Origin of the sequence: Corynebacterium sp. HMSC056F09, assembly GCF_001815785.1 — a bacterium.
Classification (GTDB): Bacteria; Actinomycetota; Actinomycetes; order Mycobacteriales; family Mycobacteriaceae; genus Corynebacterium; species Corynebacterium hiratae.
In genome coordinates this window covers 27,328-49,656 of sequence record NZ_KV821943.1, presented here as the reverse complement: position 1 = coordinate 49,656, position 22,329 = coordinate 27,328, and the positions used below count along the sequence as shown (strand labels likewise).

The 22,329-nt window shown below is 60.5% G+C and carries 20 protein-coding genes; 14 read left to right on the top strand and 6 right to left on the bottom strand.

The window, feature by feature from the left end; genetic code table 11:
* Positions 1 to 76 precede the first annotated feature (76 nt).
* Together HMPREF3056_RS08035 and HMPREF3056_RS08030 are read right to left on the bottom strand one after the other, a co-directional pair.
* Positions 77 to 307: a hypothetical protein gene (locus HMPREF3056_RS08035; RefSeq protein WP_070517199.1), complete on the bottom strand. Its 231-nt coding sequence runs from the start codon at positions 305 to 307 to the stop codon at positions 77 to 79.
* 1 nt (position 308) lies between these two features.
* The gene (locus tag HMPREF3056_RS08030) at positions 309 to 1,151 is read right to left on the bottom strand and encodes a RelA/SpoT domain-containing protein (RefSeq protein ID WP_083317798.1); all 843 of its coding nucleotides are present in this window, start codon (positions 1,149 to 1,151) and stop codon (positions 309 to 311) included.
* A gap of 316 nt (positions 1,152 to 1,467) precedes the next feature.
* Between HMPREF3056_RS08030 and HMPREF3056_RS08025 the strand changes: the two genes are divergently transcribed.
* The 5 genes from HMPREF3056_RS08025 to HMPREF3056_RS08005 all read left to right on the top strand — a co-directional run bounded on the left by HMPREF3056_RS08025 (position 1,468) and on the right by HMPREF3056_RS08005 (position 5,872).
* Entirely contained in the window at positions 1,468 to 1,995 is a 528-nt protein-coding gene (locus HMPREF3056_RS08025; RefSeq protein ID WP_070754513.1) for a hypothetical protein, read from the top strand.
* A 60-nt stretch (positions 1,996 to 2,055) separates the two neighbouring features.
* Positions 2,056 to 3,009, top strand: coding sequence for a DUF2891 family protein (locus HMPREF3056_RS08020; protein ID WP_070754512.1), 954 nt, complete (start codon positions 2,056 to 2,058; stop codon positions 3,007 to 3,009).
* Positions 3,010 to 3,050: 41 nt separating this feature from the next.
* Positions 3,051 to 3,905 carry a sortase family protein gene (locus HMPREF3056_RS08015; RefSeq protein ID WP_070754511.1) on the top strand — a complete coding sequence of 285 codons (855 nt, stop codon included), beginning with the start codon at positions 3,051 to 3,053 and terminating at the stop codon, positions 3,903 to 3,905.
* A gap of 291 nt (positions 3,906 to 4,196) precedes the next feature.
* Positions 4,197 to 5,093 (top strand): hypothetical protein, encoded by an 897-nt coding sequence (locus tag HMPREF3056_RS08010; RefSeq protein ID WP_070754510.1) that lies wholly within the window; start codon positions 4,197 to 4,199, stop codon positions 5,091 to 5,093.
* A gap of 176 nt (positions 5,094 to 5,269) precedes the next feature.
* Positions 5,270 to 5,872: a hypothetical protein gene (locus tag HMPREF3056_RS08005; protein WP_070702408.1), complete on the top strand. Its 603-nt coding sequence runs from the start codon at positions 5,270 to 5,272 to the stop codon at positions 5,870 to 5,872.
* Positions 5,873 to 5,952: 80 nt separating this feature from the next.
* Here HMPREF3056_RS08005 and HMPREF3056_RS08000 read toward each other — a convergent pair whose 3' ends face one another.
* Positions 5,953 to 7,533 (bottom strand): peptide ABC transporter substrate-binding protein, encoded by a 1,581-nt coding sequence (locus HMPREF3056_RS08000; RefSeq protein WP_070754509.1) that lies wholly within the window; start codon positions 7,531 to 7,533, stop codon positions 5,953 to 5,955.
* Between the two features lie 413 nt (positions 7,534 to 7,946).
* Between HMPREF3056_RS08000 and HMPREF3056_RS07995 the strand changes: the two genes are divergently transcribed.
* The 7 genes from HMPREF3056_RS07995 (at position 7,947) to HMPREF3056_RS07965 (ending at position 15,128) form a co-directional block, all read left to right on the top strand.
* On the top strand, positions 7,947 to 8,402 hold the full coding sequence (locus HMPREF3056_RS07995) for a hypothetical protein (RefSeq protein ID WP_070754508.1): 456 nt from the start codon (positions 7,947 to 7,949) through the stop codon (positions 8,400 to 8,402).
* A 246-nt stretch (positions 8,403 to 8,648) separates the two neighbouring features.
* Positions 8,649 to 9,353 (top strand): hypothetical protein, encoded by a 705-nt coding sequence (locus HMPREF3056_RS13760; protein WP_070754507.1) that lies wholly within the window; start codon positions 8,649 to 8,651, stop codon positions 9,351 to 9,353.
* Between the two features lie 265 nt (positions 9,354 to 9,618).
* Positions 9,619 to 10,182 (top strand): prolipoprotein diacylglyceryl transferase, encoded by a 564-nt coding sequence (locus HMPREF3056_RS07985; protein WP_070754506.1) that lies wholly within the window; start codon positions 9,619 to 9,621, stop codon positions 10,180 to 10,182.
* 194 nt (positions 10,183 to 10,376) lie between these two features.
* The gene (locus tag HMPREF3056_RS07980) at positions 10,377 to 11,138 is read left to right on the top strand and encodes a LamB/YcsF family protein (RefSeq protein WP_070754505.1); all 762 of its coding nucleotides are present in this window, start codon (positions 10,377 to 10,379) and stop codon (positions 11,136 to 11,138) included.
* Entirely contained in the window at positions 11,138 to 12,685 is a 1,548-nt protein-coding gene (locus HMPREF3056_RS07975; protein ID WP_070754504.1) for a 5-oxoprolinase subunit B/C family protein, read from the top strand. Before HMPREF3056_RS07980 ends, HMPREF3056_RS07975 begins: the two co-directional genes overlap by 1 nt.
* A 24-nt stretch (positions 12,686 to 12,709) precedes the next feature.
* Positions 12,710 to 14,506 carry an acetyl/propionyl/methylcrotonyl-CoA carboxylase subunit alpha gene (locus tag HMPREF3056_RS07970; protein WP_070754503.1) on the top strand — a complete coding sequence of 599 codons (1,797 nt, stop codon included), beginning with the start codon at positions 12,710 to 12,712 and terminating at the stop codon, positions 14,504 to 14,506.
* A 22-nt stretch (positions 14,507 to 14,528) separates the two neighbouring features.
* Positions 14,529 to 15,128, top strand: coding sequence for a GntR family transcriptional regulator (locus HMPREF3056_RS07965; protein WP_070754502.1), 600 nt, complete (start codon positions 14,529 to 14,531; stop codon positions 15,126 to 15,128).
* A gap of 254 nt (positions 15,129 to 15,382) precedes the next feature.
* Here the strand turns inward: HMPREF3056_RS07965 and HMPREF3056_RS07960 are convergent, their stop codons facing one another.
* Positions 15,383 to 16,162 (bottom strand): putative hydro-lyase, encoded by a 780-nt coding sequence (locus HMPREF3056_RS07960; RefSeq protein ID WP_246822487.1) that lies wholly within the window; start codon positions 16,160 to 16,162, stop codon positions 15,383 to 15,385.
* Positions 16,153 to 17,406, bottom strand: coding sequence for an NRAMP family divalent metal transporter (locus tag HMPREF3056_RS07955; protein WP_070754501.1), 1,254 nt, complete (start codon positions 17,404 to 17,406; stop codon positions 16,153 to 16,155). The genes HMPREF3056_RS07960 and HMPREF3056_RS07955 overlap by 10 nt, the downstream gene beginning before the upstream one ends.
* 218 nt (positions 17,407 to 17,624) lie before the next feature.
* Here HMPREF3056_RS07955 and HMPREF3056_RS07950 point away from each other — a divergent pair, with 218 nt between their 5' ends.
* Positions 17,625 to 18,785, top strand: a complete 1,161-nt coding sequence (locus tag HMPREF3056_RS07950; protein ID WP_070754500.1) for an acetyl-CoA C-acyltransferase — start codon at positions 17,625 to 17,627, stop codon at positions 18,783 to 18,785.
* Entirely contained in the window at positions 18,786 to 21,032 is a 2,247-nt protein-coding gene (locus HMPREF3056_RS13905) for a 3-hydroxyacyl-CoA dehydrogenase/enoyl-CoA hydratase family protein (RefSeq protein ID WP_070754499.1), read from the top strand.
* Positions 21,033 to 21,343: 311 nt separating this feature from the next.
* Here the strand turns inward: HMPREF3056_RS13905 and HMPREF3056_RS13065 are convergent, their stop codons facing one another.
* Positions 21,344 to 22,255, bottom strand: coding sequence for a DUF559 domain-containing protein (locus HMPREF3056_RS13065; RefSeq protein ID WP_083317797.1), 912 nt, complete (start codon positions 22,253 to 22,255; stop codon positions 21,344 to 21,346).
* Between the last annotated feature and the right edge of the window lie 74 nt (positions 22,256 to 22,329).

The window sequence follows — 22,329 nt, the reverse complement described above, 5'->3', positions numbered from 1 at the left end:
TACATGTTGTGGTGACCCGCTGAACCCGTCGAGCTCTACCTCACCCCGCTACGCACTCTAAAACCGGAAGAGCCACTTAAGCCACAAAAGGGTACGGCGGCGCGGTTTTCTCACGGAAGAAGTAACGCGCATGCGTGTGCCGGACGGATTCCAAGTTCGTAGCACCAATAGCAACGAGTTCAACATCGGGGTCATCGTTGATTTGATCAAGGTCATGACGGGCAAGAGTTGCCTCAGTCAAGGTTCCAAACTCGGTAACATTCAATGCACCCGTCGGGCGGTGATACTTGATGAGAAAAGCCGGCATGCTATTCGCTCCTTTCCGACCCATTGTCTGCCCATCTCTTGTCGAGCCGACTAATGAATCTATCCAACATCGTAGAAGTCTTTTGCCGCAATAAACGGGCTTCACGCAGCCCTACTGTTTCGAGGATATGCTCGGCAAACGGAGGGGAAAGCGCATCGAAATACCTCTCCACTTTGTACACAACGTCTGAAAGCTCATGGAGTGAGCGGACCTGGGTATTGAATTGCCGCGGTACTTGCTCACCAAACTCCAAGTATCGAATGCCCCGACCGTATAAGTCACCAGCCAGTTCGTAGAGGTTGGCCCATCGTGATTGGAGTGCTGTGCGTAGTTGGAACTCGGCACGGCCTGCCGGAGAATAAATGTGCAGATGGATCGCCCGATACCCAGAGTGCGGCTTTTCTCTCATATCCTGAATTTTGACGCGAGCAGCGCCTTGCTCTTCAAGGTCTTGGGCAAGTATTTCAGCGACTTTTGTTTGCTCCGAAAGCGAGACATCAAAGTCCATTCGCACTCCCGAAAAATCCTGGATGCTCTCCAGCGGAAAGCTCGGCATTCTCCTTAGTTTCTCAACAAGCACTGGCCGGGTCTTAACCCTCGATCCTACGAAGAAACGATTCGAATCCGGCTCCACAACGGCATTTGTCGAACGCTCCAGTGGCACACCCGATTTACTCAATGCTGATACGGCCAAGGACTCAAGATGGTCGCATAAGGCAGACTGTTGAACCAATATGAGCCGGTATAGCCCCTCATCGAACTCTTTCCCAGCGCGCAGCGCACTGCCTATTCGATGTATCTGCCCTTTACTAAAAGTTGTCGGCTTTTGTTCTAAGAACCTCATGGCTCCCCCTCGTGAGTTGTGCAGCAGTCCTCTTCTGTGAACTGCATCCTATGCTGTGGACACCCTTGCGCCCCACAATGAACCGATTCCCCAACGCTTCAGATGTCTGCTTTACACATTAGAAAGAAGCTAAGACAATAACTCACACAATCGATCCTTTGTTCGACTGACTCGAAAATTACCAGCCGAATTCTGGCTATACAGTCAGGAAAGAATGGTTTGTTGACCAACAGAACCCTCCCATTTTTCAGCGCTCGGACGCGTCCCGCGATACAGTAAAGCCGCTTCCCTACTTTCCCTATTGAAGGAGACTTCTATGAATTCGTGGCATCGCCGGTCCGGCCTTGGAATGGCAACAGTCATCGCCGCAGGCCTCGTAGCGGTTCCTACTGCGACGGCACAGGAGCTCAACGTGGAATCCTCTCGGTGCTTGCGCGAAGACTGCTTCAGCGCATTTAGCAGCAAGGCAGACGGGGCCGAAGAGTACAAGCCATCTGAAGAAGATGAAGCCCGGGCTAAAGAGATGTGGCAGAACGCTGAAGACGCCCGCCTCAAGCTGGAAGAGCTAAAGAACTCCGGCGCTTCAGCGGAAGAGATAAAAGCAGCCGAAGAGGAATATCGGTCCGCCTCCCAGGCATGGGGCGAGTTCAACATGGATATCAACGTCAAAGACGCGCTGCGCGACGAGCATGAGCACGAACTTGAACAGATTGGCGCGAAAGAAAAGCGCCTCTCCCTGCTCGCAGCCGGTGGCGTCGTTGCTCTCGTCACCGCGGCGGTGGCTGGGCTTGCTAAAGCAGCAGAGTTTTTCCTCCCGCAGTTGAAGGCTGCACTTTCCCTGTAGCACACAACCACGAAACTGCAGGTCGTGATAGATGTCCGGGGTCTCTGTCATACTTGACGCATGACCACGCTAGAGAATTGGGCCAAAACCTGGGCGGAGACAATTGTGGACGCCCTCGAGCGCGAATTTCCCGCCGCCATGCACCACACGAGCAGCTCAGCTGATGATTGCACCGTGCGCCCACGCGAGCTGCACCCCAGTTTCTACGGCTGTTTCGACTGGCATTCCAGCGTCCACATGCAGTATTCCGGGGCGCTGTTGGATACCATGCTCGGGCCCAAGTCTCCCACCAGTCTTGCCACGCTCCTCGACGATCGCCTCAGCCCCCAAGCCCTCACCGTCGAATACGACTACCTTGTCGAACACCCCGGGTATGAAATGCCCTACGGGCGCGCTTGGCTGTTGCAACTAGCCTCCATCCGTCCCAGCGAATCGATGGATAAGCTCGTCGAGCTCACCGCGCAGCACTGCCACGACTGGCTGGGGTCGCTCAACCAACCAGTGCGCCACGGCATGCATTCCAATACAGCCTTCAACCTTTTCCTCATCCTCGAGGCCGCGGAGAAGATCGGGCAGGATTCGCTGGCGGATTCGGTGCGCGATGCTGCGGTTCGCCTTTTCGGCGATGACCGCAACTACCCACTCGAGTGGGAGCTGTCCGGGCACGATTTCCTTTCCAATGGATTATCAGAAGCTCTGCTCATGTCGCGCGTTCTCCCGGACTTCCCACAGTGGTTCGACGGTTTCCTCCCCCGCCGCACCGAAGCACTGGATTTTCTCACTGACATCCCGGAGGTGCTCGACCCGACCGATGGCCGCCTGGCCCATCTCTACGGCCTAGCTCTCACAAGGGCGTGGATGATTGTTGAGCTCGCCGAGTATTTCGGCGGCTCTGCCCTGCCGCGCGCCGAAGCCTTGGTGGCCAGCGCGCGTCCGCAGCTTGTCGACGGCCACTTCATGTCCACCCACTGGCTTATCACCTACGCACTGCGCTACCAGCTCGCCGTCGAGTAGTACTGTAGTTTTTCTAATCATCTATCTCTCAGGAGCACACCATGGATTCTCGTTACTCCGCGCGGCGCGATAGCTACCGCCTGCCGGAAGAGGGAATCCGCATCGATCTCCGCGCAGAACGCGCCCGCCGCCGAAGCCGCTCCTCATACGGCCGCGCGGGGGCCGTCGCCAAGCAGCAGCCCCACCGCCCTCGACGACGGCCCAACCAGGTCACAGCGCGCCATCGCAAGCCCAGCGACAGCCGAGGTCTCCGCCTCGTAGCCATTATGGCGGTGGTGCTGGTCGGTATTATCGCCGCGCTCAAGCTCAATCAGGAACCGGACACACCCGCACCGCAGCCCACAGAAGTGGTAACGGAACCCGCCGCCGTCATCGAGCCTTCACCGGCAGTCGAGATGTACATTCCGACTATTGATGTGCGCGCGGAATTCGAGGAAGGTTCCTGCCGGGTCAAGGACAATAAGATCAACCCGGACTCCATGAATAAGGCCTGTACCTATACCGCAGAGGACAAGCCCTATTCGCTGCCCGGAACGGACTCGCCGGACATCGTGGTCATTGCTGGTCACACGGGCGCGGGTGTGCCGGCGGTCTTCAATAACCTCTACGACGGCCGCGCCGATGAGCACAAGGCCGCGGTGGGCGACAAGCTGTATCTGCGCACGCAGAACTCCGGCGAGCAGTGGCTGGTGTATATAGCCACGGATCTGCACGCTCCTTCAAAGGAAGGCCTTGAGCAGGACGAGAGTATCTGGGGCGCCGATGCCAAACCGGGCCGCCTGCTGACCATCAGCTGCATTCAGCCGGCCAACCCACTGGCTTCTGCAGTGCGCAACGCGGTGGTGGGCTGGCAGTTTGAGGGCATAACGACCACACCTGAGCCGGCCGCAAGCTAGCGCTCAATCGTACTTTTCAACCCCCGTACAGGGGTACCCGTTTTGACAGGTCGTTGTCGAACACCCTACAACCAGCAGCCCCCACCAGAACCTGCTCTTCTACTAAACAGCCAGCCCCTTTACATTACAACTTATACTTCACGCTCATCGAACACTGCCCCAGATCAGCACGACACATCTCCCATAAATTACGGAACATCTTCACGTAACCCCTGTGACTAATGTGAAAATTGTGACTATTGTGGTTCTGGTCTGATGGACTCCCTCTCACAAACCCACTAGGAGAAACATATGAAGCGCATCCACCGCACCCTGACCGCAGCCGCACTGGCTGGCTCCCTCGCACTGGGCGGCACCGCCGTTGCCTCTGCACAGATTCCGGCTCCGGCTGAGTTCGAGTTCGAAGGCTACACCTACCAGCGCCAAGCCGACGGCTCCTACAAGAGCACCAATCCACTGGGCTCCACAACTCTCACTGCAGACCACGCACAGGCTGTGTGGGAACGCATGCAAGAACAAGAAAAGGAAGCTCCCGCCGAGGATCCAGCAGCCCCGGTTGATGAAGACTCTCAGGACAACGCTCCTGCACCGGCCAACCCGGACCCGGCTCCGGCCGGCCCGTCCAAGGTCGACACCCCGATCGACAACGGCAGCGACGCTTCTAAGAATGACCCGGAGAAGCCGGAGGCTGGCGGCGAGCAGCCCGAGGCCGGCAACGAGAATCCGAAGGCCGGTGAGGGCAAGGACGAGCCTGCTACTCCGCCCTCTGGAGAGACCGATCCGACGGGCGGCTCCCAGCCCCCGGCCGGTTCCGCCGAGGATTCCGATTTCGACGCCAAGCAGCTGGCATGGCTGGCTCTGCCGGCCGCCCTCGTCATCGGTGGCGTGACCTGGTACCTGGCCAAGGATGGCAAGACCTACGTGAAGTCCCAGGAGGCAGCCCAGAACGACGCTCCGAGTGCCGAGGAGAAGGCCGCTTCTGAGCAGATGCTCAAGGAGAACAAGGACGAGGTCATCGCCCAGGGTGGTCAGGTTGCCGAAAGCACCGCCGAGAAGTCCCAGGTACAGTCGCGCGGTATCTCCGCTGAGACCGGTTCCAACACCGTTGCTCGTGGCCTCGCCGCACTGGCCATCGCAGCCATGATTGCAGCTGGTGCTTTCGCCGCCCGCCGCAAGTTCTTTATCTAAGAGTCCCTGCGCCGCGTTCCGCGTGCCTCCAGGCCTTACTTTAAGAGCATGGAGGAACGCGGTTCTCGCAGTTTTGTGCTTAGAGCTTGAGGTAGCGTTAATATAGTTGGATAGCCCCTGCACACCAAGGGTTTTCTATCTTTCACTTTCCTTCGCTCTATTTCTAGGAGAATCCCATGAAGAAGGCTTCACTCGCTCTCGCCACCACCGCTCTGGCGGGCTCTCTGTGTGTTATTGGCTCGACCATCGCTACCGCCGACGAGTCCACCGCAAACGCCACCAACACCTCGGCTACCGAAATCAACTTCTGCTGGGCCCCAGCCGAAGAGTTCACCACCACCATTGAGGACACCGAGCACACCTTCAAGCAGGAGGAATTCGGACTCTGGCGCGCCACTGACAATGAAGAATTGACCCTGAACCGCGCCGAGGTCATGGCGATTGCCAAGGACGACGCCTCTGCCTGTGGCAAGCAGGACACCGCAGCCGCTGAAATCCAGGAATCCCTGGCCAAGAACCCGCCGAGCTCGACGACGTCCACGACGACAACGCCGACCACCCCGACGGAGAAGCCCGTGGAGCCAGCGGATGACCCTTCGCAGGCACCGACCGGCACCAATGAGTCCAGCTCCTTCGATGAAGCCCTCAGCTCCAAGGACGGTGAGCCGACCGATCTTGGCATTGCCGCCATCGTCACTGCTGTCCTAGGCGTCATCGGCGCCATCGCTGCTGTCGCTCCGAACGTGGCAAAGTCCCTGGGCATTAAGCTGCCTTTCTAACAGCTCCGCCCGCTTAAGAAAAGCGCTCCTCACCACCAATCGTTGAGGAGCGCTTTTCACGTAGCAGGACGTGTATCGATCTACTTCAGAGTTACCTTGTAATACAGCGGCTTCGACTTCCACGTAAAGATCACGTCATCGACACGCTCGGAGTAGCCACCAGTGGAGTTGGTGTACCAGAGCGGGATTGCTGGAAGGTCCTTCATGAGCACCGCTTGGGCATCATTGACCCGCTCAACACTCTCCTCTTCGTTAGCTGCCGCGGCGGCCTTCTTCAGAAGCGAATCGAACTCGGGGTTGGAATAGTCAGCGTCGTTAGTCGCAGCACCCGTGGCATACAACGGTTCCAAGAAACTCGACGGCGACGGGTATACCGACTGCCAGCCGGTGCGGAACGCACCCTCGATAGTCTTGTTCGTGACTTCATCGCGTAGCGATTTGAAATCCGGATACGGCGCTGGCTGCGCATCAATATCAAGGGTGTTTCGAATGAAGTTCACGACAGCATCGACCCACTCCTTGTGACTACCGTCGGAGTTATACGCCACAGTGAACGGCCCCTTGAATGGCTTCATCTCCTCCGCTTTGGCCCACAGCTCGCGAGCCTTGTCCGGGTCATAGGCTAGGACGTCGTTGCCGGGGATGTCTGTGGCACCGTCGTTAAGCACAGGCGACGTAAAATCCACCGCCGGGGTGTTCGTCCCCTGGAAAATGGTTTGGGTAATCTCCTCACGGTCAATGGCCATGGACAGTGCTTGTCGACGCAACGCCCCCGCCTCCCCGCTAAAGTTCTCATCCCCAGCGGGGATAGTAATGGACTGGAAAACTGCGGCAGGCTCGTTCACTGCGCGCTCACCGAGATCAGTTTCAAAGTTGGCCATGGCCGAGGACGGAATCGAGTCCAAAACATCCAGATTCCCCGAAAGTAAGTCAGCATAGGCTGCGCTGGCATCGGCATAGAACACGAAGTTCAGACCATCGTTCTGCGCCTTCCGGTCGCCTTCATACCTCTCGTTGGGAACGAGGATCGCGTTCTGGTTATGGTTCCATTCCTGCAGCTTATAAGGGCCACTTCCCACTGGGTTTTGGCCGTAGGCGTCGATGTCATCGAAGGCTGATTCGTGCATGGGGAAAAAGACGGAGTAACCCAAACGCGTCTCGAAATCCGCCGTGGGCTCATCAAGTTCAATGGTGAACGTCTTCTCATCGACAACCGTGAGCCCTTCCATGCTCTCTGTTCCTTCTTCGTAGCCCTTGATGGGCTCGAAGAAATAGGCAGAGAGCATGCTGTTCTTTACGGCGTTGTTCCACGTATCGACATAGTCCTGGGCACGCACCGGGGAGCCATCGGAGAACACCGCGTCCTCCTTGAGCGTGACCTTGTACGTCACGTCATCGGTCTTCTCTATGCTCTCTGCTTGGTCGTTGTGCACCTCACCATTCTCATCGAAGTACACGAGTCCCGAGTAGATGAGGTCGATGAGCGTTGCGCCCGGCACATCGCTGGTATCTGCAGGGATGAGCGGCTTTTGGGGTTCGGTGGAGTTGGTACTGATGAAATCAACATCCGCCGCACCACCCGATCCGTCTCCTCCGCATGCAGTCAGGCCAGCTGCTGCGACGACAGCGGCGAGGCTCGCGCCGACTTTTGTCCCTTTCATGAGTTCTCCTTAGGGGTATCGTATGCGTGACTTCCCTCATAACAATACGGCGATATGTTGCGCTTCACTCAATAAATGCACTCTCCGCCGCCGGAACCTTGCGCAGATCCCCTGTGTAACGCCTGTCAACATCCTCGGCTCCTCACCCACACCTCTCCCCGGCCGCACTACCGCCATACAGTCTTTTTCGCGTTTTCGTAGCACCATAATCGCGTCAGCAAACATTATTGCGCGCTGATAAGCCCTTGGCAGCTGTCGTGGAATACCCATATAACCTTTCACAGCTTGACCAATCCCTTTCCGACCTTCGTTAGCATGTGGGAGGTCGAAGTCAGTAAGCGATGACGAACATCGCCTGATGACGGCCTTTCACTTTCATAAGATGTCCCCGATCTATTCCCAGGAGAAATAATATGAAGCGCATTTCCCGCAACCTCACCGCTGCCGCTCTGGCGAGCTCCCTCGCACTGGCTGGCGCCACCGCCGCCAACGCGGAGGAGAACACTGACGTAACCGTCAACGATGCCATCAACGCCATCACCGAGGCCGGCGACAACACTGGTGAGACCGAAGGCGAGAACGGCGACAACACTGACGAGACCGAGGGCGAGAACGGCGACAACGCTGGCGAAGGTAACAAGCCGGACGACGGCAAGAAGCCGGACGAGGGCAAGAAGCCGGGCGAGGGCAAGAAGCCGGGCGAGAACAAGGAGAAGAGCTCCTTCGACGACATTAAGGCCAAGCTGTCTTCCGAGGAAGGCAAGCCGACCGATCTGGGCATCGCTGCCATCGTTCTCGGCGTCCTTGGCGCAATCGCTGCTGCCGTTCCGGCCGCTGCTCAGGCCCTGAACATCAAGCTTCCGTTCTAATCACTGAAGCTTGAACGTCCTAAGGGACGTCGTTAAGCACACAGGCACCCCCACCACCATCGCGTGGATTGGGGGTGCCTTTGTGTGTTCATGGGGAGTACTCCCGAAAATCGAAGGTTTTTCGTCTTACATCAGCCGCACGCGTGGGATCTGGGTTACACTCCGAACCCAACCGATCCCGGTTAACGGAATGATTCATTCCACTTTCCATCACCCTTTCACCTACTACCTATTCTCGGAGTTCTTATGTCTAACTTCTCTCGCGGCCTGCTTGCCGCAACCCTGACCAGTTCACTCGCATTCGCTGGGGCCACCGCCGCCAGCGCCGAAGAAACCTCCATCTCCTGCGGTGCCCCGAAGGCTGAGTTCACTGCCACCGTCGACGGCAAGGAGCACACTTTTAAGAAAGTCAGCGAATTCCTGTGGCAGGCCACCGACGATGAAGAGGTCGAGCTAACCCGCGCCGATATTTTCAATCTGGCTAGGGATGGCGAAGACGTATGCGACTCCGAACCTATCGATATCGACGACGAGACCGACGGCAACACCGGCGGCGACGATGACGCTGACAACGGCGACGACGAGACCGGCGGCGACGATGAAGATTCCGAAAACGGCGACGACGAGTCCGACGACAACACCGGCGATGACGACGCTGACAACGGCGACGACGACGAGTCCGAGGGCGGTGACGATGACGCCGACAACGACGACGAGTCTGAGGGCGGCGACGACGAAGACTCCGAAAACGGCGACGATGACGAGTCGGAGGGCGACAAGGATAAAAACAAGGACAAGAGCTCCTTTGATGGCATCAAGGACGCACTGTCCTCCAAGGACGGCAAGCCGACCGACCTGGGCATCGCAGCAATCGTCATTGGCGTCCTTGGCGCACTGGCTGCAATCGTCCCGAATGCTGCACGCGCACTGGGCATCAAGCTTCCGTTCTAACCTGAAGCACTAAAACGCCATTTCTTCGGCGTTGACTAGTCACCCCCAATCACTTCATTCAAGTGATGGGGGTGTTTTCAATGTCCGGAAAACACCCGTTAGCTAAGGGTCAGATTAAAAATAGTCAAATTTATATTCAACACTGCGACATCCACCGCACGAGCAAACTACACTCTTGCCTCAGCCGATACCGGTTATCTGATTGGTTCTTAAACCTTTCCGATTCACTATTTTTCACTTCTATTTCATCTCTATTGGAGACAACATGAATAACTTCTCCCGCGGCCTGCTCGCCGCAACCCTGACTGGCTCTCTCGTATTCGCTGGCACCACCGTCGCCTCTGCTGAGGAAGCTGCCACCACTATCGACTGCGGTTCCCCGAAGGCTGAGTTCACTGCCACCGTCGACGGCAAGGAGCACACCTTCAAGAAGGTGAGCGAGTTCGCCTGGCAGGCCACCGACAATGCAGAGCTCACGTTGAGCCGCTTCGATGTCTTCCAAATGGCCAAGGAAGGCGCAGCAGTGTGCGACTCCGAATCGATCGACCTCGGCGATTGGGGCGCTTCCCAGGGCGGCCCGGGCAAGGTCGACTTCGATATCGTCGACGGCGAGCGCCAGGATCCTGCACCTGTCGAGGACGAAGACAAGGACAAGGACAAGAACGAGCAGGACAAGGACAAGAATAAGGACAAGAAGAGCTCCGTTAAGGATGAGCTCTCTTCCGAGGACAACAAGCCGACCCCGCTCGGCATCGCTGCTATCGTTGCCGGCGTTCTCGCCGTCATCGCAGCTGCCTTCCCGTTCGTCAAGAACGCCCTGAAGCTCTAAGTCTTTAACGCCTGTTGCACAGGCACCTAATACCAGCGCCTCCGCGCCACAGAACCTGTGGCACGGGGGCGCTTTCACTTACCCCCACAACGCAGTTGCGGGACACACTTCACAAACTGACGTGATGCGGACTACACTAGGCACCCATAGATTGTTCAACAATTCGAGAACTATAGAAGAGGTGTCCTCCTGTCATGAGCACGCTGCACATAGACCTCAACGCTGACCTCGGCGAAACCACCGCCGGCAACCCCGTGGCCGATGACGCTGCGATGCTCCAGCTCGTCTCCTCCGCCAACGTCGCCACCGGCTTCCACGCCGGCGATCCGCACTCCATCGCGGGCACCCTCAAGGCGGCCGCAGAAGCAGGCGTCACCGTCGGCGCGCACGTGGGCTATAACGACCCAGCAGCCTTCGGGCGCCGCTTCATCGATTACGATCCTGCCGAGCTTGCCGACGAAGTCACCTACCAAATCGGTGCCCTCCAAGCCTTAGCCCAGGCCAACGGAACCCGCGTGGCCTATGTCAAGCCGCACGGCGCGATGTACAACACCATCGTCCACCACGAGGCTCAGGCCCATGCGGTTATCGACGGCATCAAAGCCTTCGGCGATCTGCCCGTTATGCTGCTGCCAGGCGGCGTCGCCGTCGACATCGCCGAGAAGAAGGGACTCACCGTCATCCGCGAGGCCTTCGCCGACCGCAACTACAACCCCGATGGCACGCTCGTCTCTCGGCGCGAAGCGAATGCGGTGATGGGTGATGAGGGGGACGTCGTCAAGCGCGTGCTCGAAGTCGCCGAAACCGGATCCATCACCGCCATCGACGGCTCCGTGCTCAACGTGGATGCCCAGTCGGTGTGCACGCACGGTGATTCGCCCGGCGCGGTGCAACTGCTGCGCGGTGTGGTCGCCGAGCTGCAGGAGCGCGGAATCGAGATTCGGAGCGCCATCTGATGCAGATTCACCCCGTAGGAACGCGCGCGCTGCTCGTGGAGCTGGAGGAATTATCCCAGGTCATGGCGTGGCACGCGGCCCTCGACGCCAATCCGCTCAAGGACCAAGTCGATGCGATTGCCGCCGCCACGACCTTGTTGTTGACCTTTGCCACCCCGAACTCTGCCGCCGCTGCCGCCGAGAAGCTGCAGGATTTCCACCCCACCGCGCAGGCGGGCGAGGATCCGCGCTTTGTAGAGATCGACGTCCTGTATGACGGCGAGGACCTCGATGAGGCCGCCGAGTTGATGGGCATGTCGCGCGAAGGCCTCATTGACTGGCACACGTCCACCGAGTGGCTCGCGGCCTTTGGCGGCTTCGCGCCCGGCTTTACGTATTGCACCCCGGCTGACCCGGCGCAAAACTTTAACATCGAGCGCCGTGCTACCCCGCGCACCGCGGTGCCGGCGGGTGCCGTGGGTATTGCTGGCGGTTTCTCCGCGGTCTACCCGCGCGTCTCCCCCGGCGGCTGGCAGCTGTTGGGCACCACTTCGACTCCGATGTGGGAATCTGATGCCCACCCGCCGGCACTGGTCCAGCCCGGTGACCGCGTACGCTACCGCGCGGTGAGCTCGCTGCCGGAGGTGGTGTCTACCACGCCTTTTGGCCGCCGCACCCCGGCGCGCTTGCCGCGCTTGGAGGTCCTCGATGCGGGCCTGCTCACCCTCTTCCAGGATCAGGGCCGCCCTGGCCGCGGCAACCTGGGCGTCACGCCCTCGGGTGCTGCGGACTTGGCTGCGGCAGCCACGGCCAACGTCGCGGTGGGCAACCCACGCGGCGCCACCGTGCTGGAGAATATCGGCGGCATTCGCTTGCGCGCGCTGACCGACGCCGTCGTGTGCGTCACCGGCGCCCAATCCCGCGTGCTTCTCGACGATATGCCGGTACACCTCGCGCGCCCAGTGCTCGTCACCGCTGGTTCGACGGTAACCGTGGATCCCGCAACGGTGGGCCTGCGCAGCTACATCGCCATCCGCGGCGGCATCGTGGCGGATGCGGAGCTGGGCTCAGCCTCCACCGACGTGCTCTCCGGACTGGGGCCTGCCCCGGTGCGGCTGGGCGATGTCATTGGTGTCCTCCCCCGCTCCACCGCAATGACGGATGCGCAGCTGAGCAACCCGATGCGCGTTCTCGAAGGCGCGCACGGCCAGACCGAGGGTGTGCTGCGCTGCGTGCTCGGCCCGCGCGATGACTGGTTTACGCCCGAAAGTCTGGAGGCGTTCCTGGCCACCGAGTGGACCGTGACCGCGCAGTCCAACCGCGTGGGCGTGCGCCTAGTAGGCCCGGAGGGATCCGTGTCTTTGGGTCGCGCCCGCGAGGGCGAGCTGCCCTCGGAGGGCATGGTCGCCGGATCGGTCCAGGTACCGCCGAGCGGCGAGCCCGTGATTTTCCTCCGCGATCACGCAGTAACCGGTGGCTACCCGGTCATCGCTACCGTCCTTGAAGAAGATATTGATATCGCCGCACAGCTCCCGCCGGGGGCGACGGTCCGCTTTGAACTCGCTTAAACACTAGTAAAGGAACACCCACCCATGATCTCTGCAGTCCTTATTGCTAACCGCGGCGAGATCGCCGTCCGTATTGCCCGCACCGCGCGTGACCTGGGCATCCGCTCCATCGCCATTTATTCCGAAGCCGATGCCGGCGCCCTGCACACCCAGGTGGCTGACGAAGCTTATGCGCTTCCCGGCAACTCCGCGGCGGATACCTACATGAACATCCCGGCGCTCCTCGACATCGCCGTGCGCGCCGGCGCTGACGCCATCCACCCCGGTTACGGCTTCCTCTCGGAGAACGCCGACTTTGCCCGCACCGTGGCCGAGGCCGGACTGACGTGGATTGGTCCCTCGCCGGAGTCCATCGAGCTGCTCGGTGACAAGATTGCCGCGCGCCGCGTGGCCGAGGAGGTCGGTGCCCCGCTGGCACCAGGTACCTCCGATCCCATCGATGACTGGCAGGAAGCCCGCGCCTTCGCTGAGGAGCACGGCCTGCCCATCGCTATTAAGGCTGCCTACGGCGGCGGCGGACGTGGTCTCAAGGTGGTGGAAAACCTCGAGGACATCGAGGCGGCCTTCAACTCCGCCGGCCGCGAGGCCAAGGAGGCTTTCGGCCGCGCGGAATGCTACGTGGAGAAGTTCCTGACCCACCCGCGCCACGTGGAGGCGCAGATTCTGGCCGATACGCACGGCAACGTCGCCGTGCTGGGCACCCGCGATTGCTCCACGCAGCGCCGCTTCCAAAAACTCATCGAGGAAGCCCCGGCGCCCGCGCTTTCCGACGAGCAGCGCACCGGCATCCACGAGGGTGCCCGCGCCATCTGCGCGAAGGTGGGCTACACCGGTGCAGGCACCGTCGAGTACATCGTCTCCGAGGATGGCACGATCTCCTTCCTCGAGGTCAATACCCGCGTGCAGGTGGAGCACCCAGTGACTGAGATGGTCACGGGCGTGGACATCATTGCGGAGCAATTCCGCATCGCCTCCGGCGAACCCCTCTCCTTCGCGTCCGATTCCCCGTCTGATTCCTCTTCCTCGTCTGAAGCGCAAACTTCAGACGCATCGGACCCTGTGTCCGATGGCCACGCCTTCGAGTTCCGCATCAACGCCGAGGACATCCTCAACGGCTTCGCTCCCTGCCCCGGCACCATCGTGCGCTTTGAGCCGCCGACCGGTCCTGGCATCCGCGTCGATTCGGGTGTGCGCTCCGGATCCATCGTGCCGCCCTACTATGACTCGCTCGTGGCCAAGCTCCTGGTCTGGGGCCCAACCCGCGAGATCGCGCTGAAACGCGCGCAGCAGGCCCTTCAGGAATTCGATATCGAAGGTGTTCGCACCGTGCTGCCCTTCCACCGCGATATGGTCTCCTCCCAGGTCCTCGTGGACCATGGCGACGCCGATGCCGCGGCCGGCATCTACACCGACTGGCTCGACCACAACTACCGCCCCTCCGCGGAGGCCACGAGCACAACGGTCCCCGTCGAGGCCATCTACGCGCAGCGCACCCGCGTGGCACTGGAAATCGACGGCAAGCTGGTCAGCGTGGGCTTCCCCACCGATATGTTGTCGCAGGGGCCGGCGAAGGGGGCGTCGGCAAGCGCGGCGTCCGGTGCCAGCGCCAGCGGCAACGAAGTGACCTGCCCTTACGAGGCCAACCTCGTGGCATGGAACGTAGAAGACGGCGAGACCGTCGAAGAAGGCCAGGCCATCGCCACGATCGAGGCAATGAAGATGGAATCCGCGGTCAAGGCCCCGTCCGCGGGCAAGCTAAGCCGTGTGGCAAAGGAAGGCTCGAGGCTGGAACCGGGCGCGGTGATCGCCACGATTTCTTAAGCGGCGGGCTACTGTAAGTCGCATGCTTGCAGATTCCGTCGCCTCCGCGCTTCGCGCCGCCATCTCCGAAGGCGAGTACATGCCTGGGCAGCAGCTCAGCGAGGTCCGCGCGGCCGAGCGCTTCGAGTGCTCCCGCAACACGCTGCGGGAGTCCTTCGCCATGCTCGCTTCCGAGCGCATCGTGGAGCGCATCCCGCACAGGGGCGTGTTCATTGCCACCCCGGATGCCAATTTCGTGCGCGATCTTTATCTGGCGCGCGCAGCCATCGAGCCGGCCGCGGCGCGCTATGCCACTTTCGAGGACCCAGGCGAGCTGGTACAACTGACCGAATCCGCAGTGCTTAACGACGCTCCCCGCCCCCTCATCAACCAGCGCTTCCACAAACAGCTGGTCGCCGGCTTGGGCTCGCCGACGCTGGATCGCTCCATGTCGCACCTCCTGGCGCGCATGCGCTTGACCTTCTTGTTGACACTGGAACGGTATCCGCAGATTCACGATAACCACGTGCAAGCCAACATCGACTTGGCCCACCTCATTGCACAAGGTGAGCGCGAGGCCGCCGCCGATGCCTGCCGCGCAGACCTGATGCGCGCGATGGAATCGATTCTCCGGGTCCTTTAGTTTCCTTTAGTTTCCGAGTCCCCTGGCAAGGCCTCCGCTCCTGTTAGCCGGTTCCACCTGCGCGAAGAAATCCAGCCCACATGGTTCGAGTGAGATGGTTCATGTCAAAAGGTTCGTTTACCCCCAAGTGAACCATCTATGCACGCAAAGAAGGTTTGTTTGCCCCCAAACAAACCTTCTGACCAGAACCATCTGAGTAGAACCTTGTATCGGAGCACTGAGAGCTTGGGGGTGGTAGCACCACCGCACAGAATTTAAGGGATAAGGAAGTCGCGGTCCGGAATGTCGGTGACGAGCATCTTGCCCGGGGCATGCGTAATGGCCAGGCTGGGCCGCGAGTTCATCACGATAGCCTGCGGGGTCACGCCGCACGCCCAAAAGACCGGGATGGTGCCCTCGGGAATGTCGACGGCTTCGCCGAAATCGGGCTGCGACAAGTCCTCGATGCCGATGGCCGCTGGGTCACCCACGTGAACCGGGGCGCCATGGACGCCCGGGTAGCGGGAGGTGATGCGGACGGCATCGGAAACCTGGCTCGCAGGAATCGGGCGCATGGAGACCACCATGGGCCCCGAAAAGACGCCGGCCGGCGCGCAGGGAATCGTGGTGCGATACATCGGTACATTGCGCCCCTGGTCAATGTGAGCGATGGAAATGCCGTTTTCCACGAGCGCATTCTCAAAGGTGAAGGAACAACCGATGAGGAAGGAGACGATGTCGTCGGAGTAGAACGGGGAAGCGTCGTCAAGCGTATGCGTGAGTTGGCCGTCCTCATAGATGTTGTAGGCGGGGATATCGGTGCGGATGTCGCCGCCCGGGATGAGCTCAGAGGTGTACTGCCCCGCCTCCAGCACGCCGACGATGGGGCACGGCTTGGGATTGCGCTGAGCGAAGAGGAGGAAGTCGAAAGCGTACTTGCTCGGCAGCGCGATGAGGTTGGCCTGCATGAAGCCGCGGGCGTGGCCGGCAGTGGTGATCATGTCGTGCGTGCGAGCAAAGGCGCGCACCTCTGACGGAGTCTGCATCATGCCCATAGGTTAACGATTCCGGAGATGGATTTGATGCCGATGAAGATTTCCAGCACGAGCGCTAGCACGCCAGCGATGAGGAGCCACATCGGCTGCTTGACACCGTGGGTGAGGTCGTGGCGCTTGAACGCGACCCACATGATCATGGCGAAGGCGATAGGCAGGATGATGCCGTTGAAGGCGCCCGCGAAGATGAGGAGTTTCTGCGGCGCAGAGTTGAGAATGCCGTAGAGGATGGCGCAGACCACGATGAACCCGACGGTCAGGAAGTTGCGGGTGCGCGGGCTGACCTTCTGGGTGGTCACGAAGGTGATGGAGGTGTAGGAGGCACCGATAACGGAGGACAGACCTGCGGCGAAGAGGACGACGCCGAAGGCGCGGAGGCCGAACTCGCCGGCGGCGTGGCGGAAGGCATCGGCGGCCGTGTTGTCCTCAGAGAGCGCAACACCAGTAGACACAACGCCGAGGACCGCGAGGAAGAGCAGCACGCGCATAATGCCGGTGATGATGATGCCGAGAACGGAGGTCTTGGTAATCGCGTTGACGTTCTCCGGGCCCGAGAGGCCGGAGTCGATGAGGCGGTGTGCACCGGCGAAGGTGATGTAGCCGCCCACCGTACCGCCGATGAGGGTGGTGATGACGAAGAAATCGACGCTCTCCGGCATGACGGTGTTCTTCAGGGCCTCCCCTACCGGCGGCTGGGAGACAATCGCCACGTAGAGCATGAGCAGAATCATGATGGCGCCGAGCGCGGCGACGATGCGGTCCAATGCTATGCCTGCGCGCTTGGACAGGAAGATGAAGATGGCGATGGCGGAAGCGATGAGGCCGCCGATGCGGGCATCGATGCCGAGCAGGGCGTTAAGACCCAAGCCAGAGCCGGCGATGTTGCCGATATTAAAGACCATGCCACCGATGAAGACTAGGACCGCGAGGAACCATCCAAGGCCAGGCAGAACGGTATTACCCAGCTCGTTGGCACGCATGCCGGAGATAGCAAGCACGCGCCACACGTTGAGCTGGATGGCGATGTCGACGATGATCGACAGCGCAATGGCGAAGGCAAAGGCCGCGCCCATCTGCACGGTGAAGACGGAGGTTTGGGTCAAAAAGCCCGGGCCGATGGCGGAGGTGGCCATGAGGAACATGGCGCCGGCCATGGCGCCGATGCCCTTGGGGGCCTGCGCTTCTTGCGGCGCGTTCTGGGCGGCTTCCTGGGAAGCGGAGGGGTTGGTGGGTTCCAAGCTCATTGTTGGGCACCTTTCGTGACGAAGGTCGCATTAAACGTTGGTGAAAGCATAGGGGTTGTTCAACAATCTGTAAACAGCGCGGGGGTGGCGCACGTTACACCCACGCCAAAGGTGCAGCCACCCCCACACCCTGACCGCACACCGTTGCGCGCCTCCAAAAGGTGACCTAGGATACTAAGTTAACTAATCGTCATTCGTATTCATCAACGGAGGAACCCATGCCCCAGGACATTTACATCGCCGGAGCTGCACGCCTGCCTATCGGCAAATTCGGCGGCAGCCTCGCGCGACTTTCCCTGACCGAACTTGGCTCCCTTGCGGCCGAAGCGGCGATTGACCGTTCGGGCCTTGCAAGCACAGACCTCGACACTGCCGTGGCCTCCAACGTCATGCCCGTTGTGCCGAAGGACCTCTACCTCTCACGTGCCATTGCCAAGAATGTCGGAATGCCGGACTCCTCCACCGCCATGGGCGTCAACCGCCTCTGCGGCTCCGGCGTCCAGGCCGTCATCAGCGCGGCACAGCTCCTGCAGACTGGCGACGGCTCCCTAGCGCTGGCCGTCGGCGCGGAATCCATGAGCAACGCGCCCTACTCCGTCGAAGGCGCACGCTTTGGCAAGCGCATGGGCGACGGCAAACTCTACGACTGGCTCACCGGCGCACTCTCCTGCCCCTTCGGCACCGGCCACATGGGCGTGACCGCGGAAAACGTCGCCGCGGATAACGCCATCTCCCGCGAGCGCCAGGACGAGTTCGCCGCCGAGTCCCAGGAGCGCGCCGTGAAGGCTCGCACGGAAGGCGTGCACGCCGAGGAAATCGTCCCCGTCGGCGAGCTGGACTTTGATGAGGGGGTGCGGGAGACGGACGTCGAAAAGCTGGCAAAGCTCAAGCCGGTCTTTGTTAAGGACGGCACCGTCACCGCCGGCAACGCCTCCGGCATCAACGATGGTGCCGCGGCCGCCGTGCTGGCCACCGCGGAGGAAGTGACCAAGCGTGGCCTGGACCCGCTGGCGAAGATTGTGTCCTGGTCCATCGCGGGTGTGGACCCGACGCGCATGGGTATTGGCCCGGTCGCCGCGGTGCCGAAGGCTTTAGAGAAGGCCGGACTGAGCCTAGACGATATCGACCTCATCGAATCCAACGAGGCCTTCGCTGCCCAGGCCATCGCCGTGCAGGACCAGCTGGGCTTTGACCCGGCGAAGACGAATATCTATGGCGGTGCCGTCGCGCACGGCCACCCGGTTGGCGCCACGGGCATCATCCTGCTGACCAAGCTGGCTTATGCGCTGCGCCGTCAGGGTAAGCGCTATGGCCTGGTCACCATGTGCATCGGCGGCGGTCAAGGAATCGCCTTGATTATTGAGAATGGAGCGAAGTAAATGAGCATCACCAAGGTAGCCGTCATCGGCGCAGGGTCTATGGGTTCTGGCATCGCCGCGCTCTGCGCCTCCGCAGGCATGGACGTCGTGCTGCTGGACCAGAACGCGGAGGGTGCCCAGAGAGGTGTCGAGATCCAGCTCAAGCGCAAGGGCTTCCACCTGCCGGAATTTGCCGAGCGCGTTCGCGCCAGCGATGACTACGCCCTGCTGAAGGACCGCGAGTGGGTCATCGAGGCCATCTTCGAAGACCTGGGCGCCAAGCATTCGCTCTATCAGGCCATTGAGCCTTATTTGTCTGCGGACGCTCTGTTGAGTTCGAATACCTCAACCCTGCCGCTGGCCTCCCTGCTCGAAGGCGTGCCGGAGACCCGCCGCGATAAGTTCGCCATCACGCACTTCTTCAACCCGCCGAAAGTCATGCGCCTGGTGGAGCTCATCGCGTCTGGCCCGACGGAGGCTGCACTGCGCACCACCATCGAGCAAACCCTGGGCAAGATTGCGCTCGAGTGCCGCGACACCCCGGGCTTTATTGCCAACCGCGTGGGCTGCTACTGGATGGCCGCCGGCGTGGCCCGTGCCCGCGAGTTCGACGTGAGCTACGAGCTTGCCGACGCTTCCTTCGGCCGCGCCTTCGGCATTCCCCGTACCGGCATTTTCGGGCTGCTCGATTACATCGGATTGCAGCTGGTCAAGCCTATTTGGACGTCGTTGGAGACGGCCCTGCCGGCAGGCGATCCGCTTCTCGACGTCCCCCTCGGTGATGATCCCTTCATCGCAGGGCTCGTTTCTCGGGGGCTGACCGGCCGCACTGGTGAGGGCGGCTTCTACCGCGGCCGAAACGAGGTCATTTCTGAGTCCTACGAGTACGTACCCCGCTCGACGTTGTCTGATCCGGTCGTGGGCCTGAAGGACCCCCGCGAGGTCATGGACACCGACTCCCCCGGCGGCCGCTTCGCCCGCGCGGTCTTCCTCGATACGCTGGCCTACTGCTGCGAGGTCGCACCTGACATTGCGGACCACGTGGGCCTCATCGACGAGGGCCTTACTCTTGGTTTCGGCTGGAAGAAGGGCATCTTCGCACTTGCCGACGCCATCGGCATCGACTGGGTCGCCTCCGCCTACGGCTCCGATGTTCCTGCATTGGTCTCGGCCGCTGCTCAGGCGGGTGGCTTTTATGGCGAGGGCTCGGTGCTCTCCTCGACTGGTTCGCGCCAGGAGCTCGCGCCGCGCGAGGGTGTGGTGACCTTGGCTTCTCTTGAGAAGGAGACCATCGTGTCTCTGGACGCGGGCGCGGTTCACGCGGTGTCCACGTCTGCTGGGCGCATCGGCATCATCGACCTGCATACGCCGATGAACTCTTTGCCTACCCCTGCCCTTTCAGTTATTCGCGCTGCTCTCGACGCTGTGTCCTCAGAGAATCTCGTCGCGCTTGTCATCAGCAACGACAAGCCGGTCTTCTGCGCGGGTGCGGACCTGGCTTCTATTGCGGCTGCGGGCGAATCGGGTTCTGCTTCGCGCGTCGAATCTTTGATTGCGGATGGCTCAAAGACCCTGCGTGCACTCAAGTTCGCTCCGGTCCCCGTGGTGGCAGCTGTGCGTGGCGTGGCCTTGGGCGGCGGCTTTGAAACTGCGCTGGCCTGCGACCGCATCGTGGCGCACGCCGATACGCGCCTCGGTTTCCCGGAGCGCACCGTGGGTCTCTACCCAGGCTGGACGGGCACTATCTCCTCGCTGGAACGCCTCAAGGCGGCCGGTGTCGAGGACTATCACCAGAAGGCCTTCGACTTCATTGCCTCGGCACGCAACTTCTCCTCTGCTTTCGAAGCCCAGAAGGCTGGCTTCTTGTCCTCGGATGACGTCGTGCTCATGTCCTTCGACCACGTCCTCGCCCGCGCTTTGTGCGAAGCTGCCGACCTGGCTGCCTCCTACACCCCGCCCGCGGACGCTTCTATCGAGATGTACTCCGGCTCCCCCGCCTTGGACCGGGAGTGGCCCATCGACGGCACCACCGAGAACGACCACGTCATCGTGTCCAAGCTCGCCGAGATGTACACCGCTCCTAGCTCCACCTCCGCTGCCTCCTCAACTGACGCCCCTGCTCCTGAATCCAGCTCGGACCCGGTTTCACTGAGCTTCACCGAGTTCTGCGAGCGCGAAGTGGAGTTCGACGTGCCGCTGGTCCTCCTGCCGGCCAACGTGGAGCGCGCCAAGCACATGGCCGCGACCCGCAAGCCCCTCAACAACTAGCCTCGGCCGCTTCCACTTCCCAACCCCGTTCCCTTTCGGAGCGGGGTTTCTCCTTGTTCATTGCGACTTGGAGCGGCAATTGTCACGCAAGTTTATGCTAGTCACTTGCAAGTTTGAGCTGGGCATCCTCTTTACAACTTTTAGCCTTGCACATGGTTCCACTCAAAAGGCATTAGTCACATGGTTTACTTGCCCCCAAGTAAACCATCTAGGTGTTTACAAACGGTTCGTTTGCCCCCAAACAAACCTTCTCACTAATGCCTTCTGACTGAAACCCTCTGGCAACGTTCTCGTGCTGCCAAGGAGGCTCGCTAGGCTGAACGAGGTTGCACTGTGTTTAACGCACCGCGCACCTCATTGAGAACTTGTTCTCGGTTCTGGAGAAGATCCCGTGGTGAGTAACGCAACACGATGTATCCGAGATTCTGAAGGTATTTCTCTCTTTGCCGCTCAGCCCGTATCACCGCTTCGGTAGACTTTCCGTAGGTCGCTCCGTCGTACTTCACAGCGCCGTCTATTTCCATGATGATTTTGCCGTTGATAAGCAAGTCCGGCCGATACCCACCCTGAAGCTCTGGCTGAACCACGAGTTTCTTTCCCAGGCCTTCCACAATCAACATGCCGCGCGCATAGGACTCATAGGGAGATTCGGCGAGGGCTGTGGCATGCGTAATCACTCTCCTAGCCTGAGCAGCACCTTTTACACGGCCCATTGCCGTGATCATTGACCGTAATTCGTCAATGCTAACGAGTCGTTTGCGCAAAGTGGAGTCGACAGCCATCAGCCCTTCCTCAAACGTCGCAAGCCGTGCGACGTCGATGCAGGTGCGTGCAACCGACGTGCACCGAAGCCCGAAGCGCTCAATAATATCTGAGGCTGGCAGCCACATCTTCCGGTACATCACTTTGCTATCCCATTGCCGCCTCGGTGGGACTGTTTTGGATTGCCGTGCTAGAACAACCTGAGCGTTCCGAGACGGCAGCATCCACAAGCCCAACAGTTTGGCCGCAGATCTTTCCACGAGAACTGAACGATGAGCGCTACGCCCGAAGGCAACGATGTCAAAGAGATGGCGTTGGTAGTAAGGAAGAGTTGAATAGTACTCGCTGTTTATTGCGTAACGCGAGGTGAGGCGAATAAGTTCACCTGAAGCAAGCTGTTTCCACACGGGATGGTCGTTCGGAAGGGGTCGTAGGTAAATGAGGTGTGAATCGTCAATCATGTCTCCATCATCATGGCTTCCAGCCCTCAAAAGCTACGGTCGATTCCCCGCCTGTGGATAACTTCGCCCCAGCG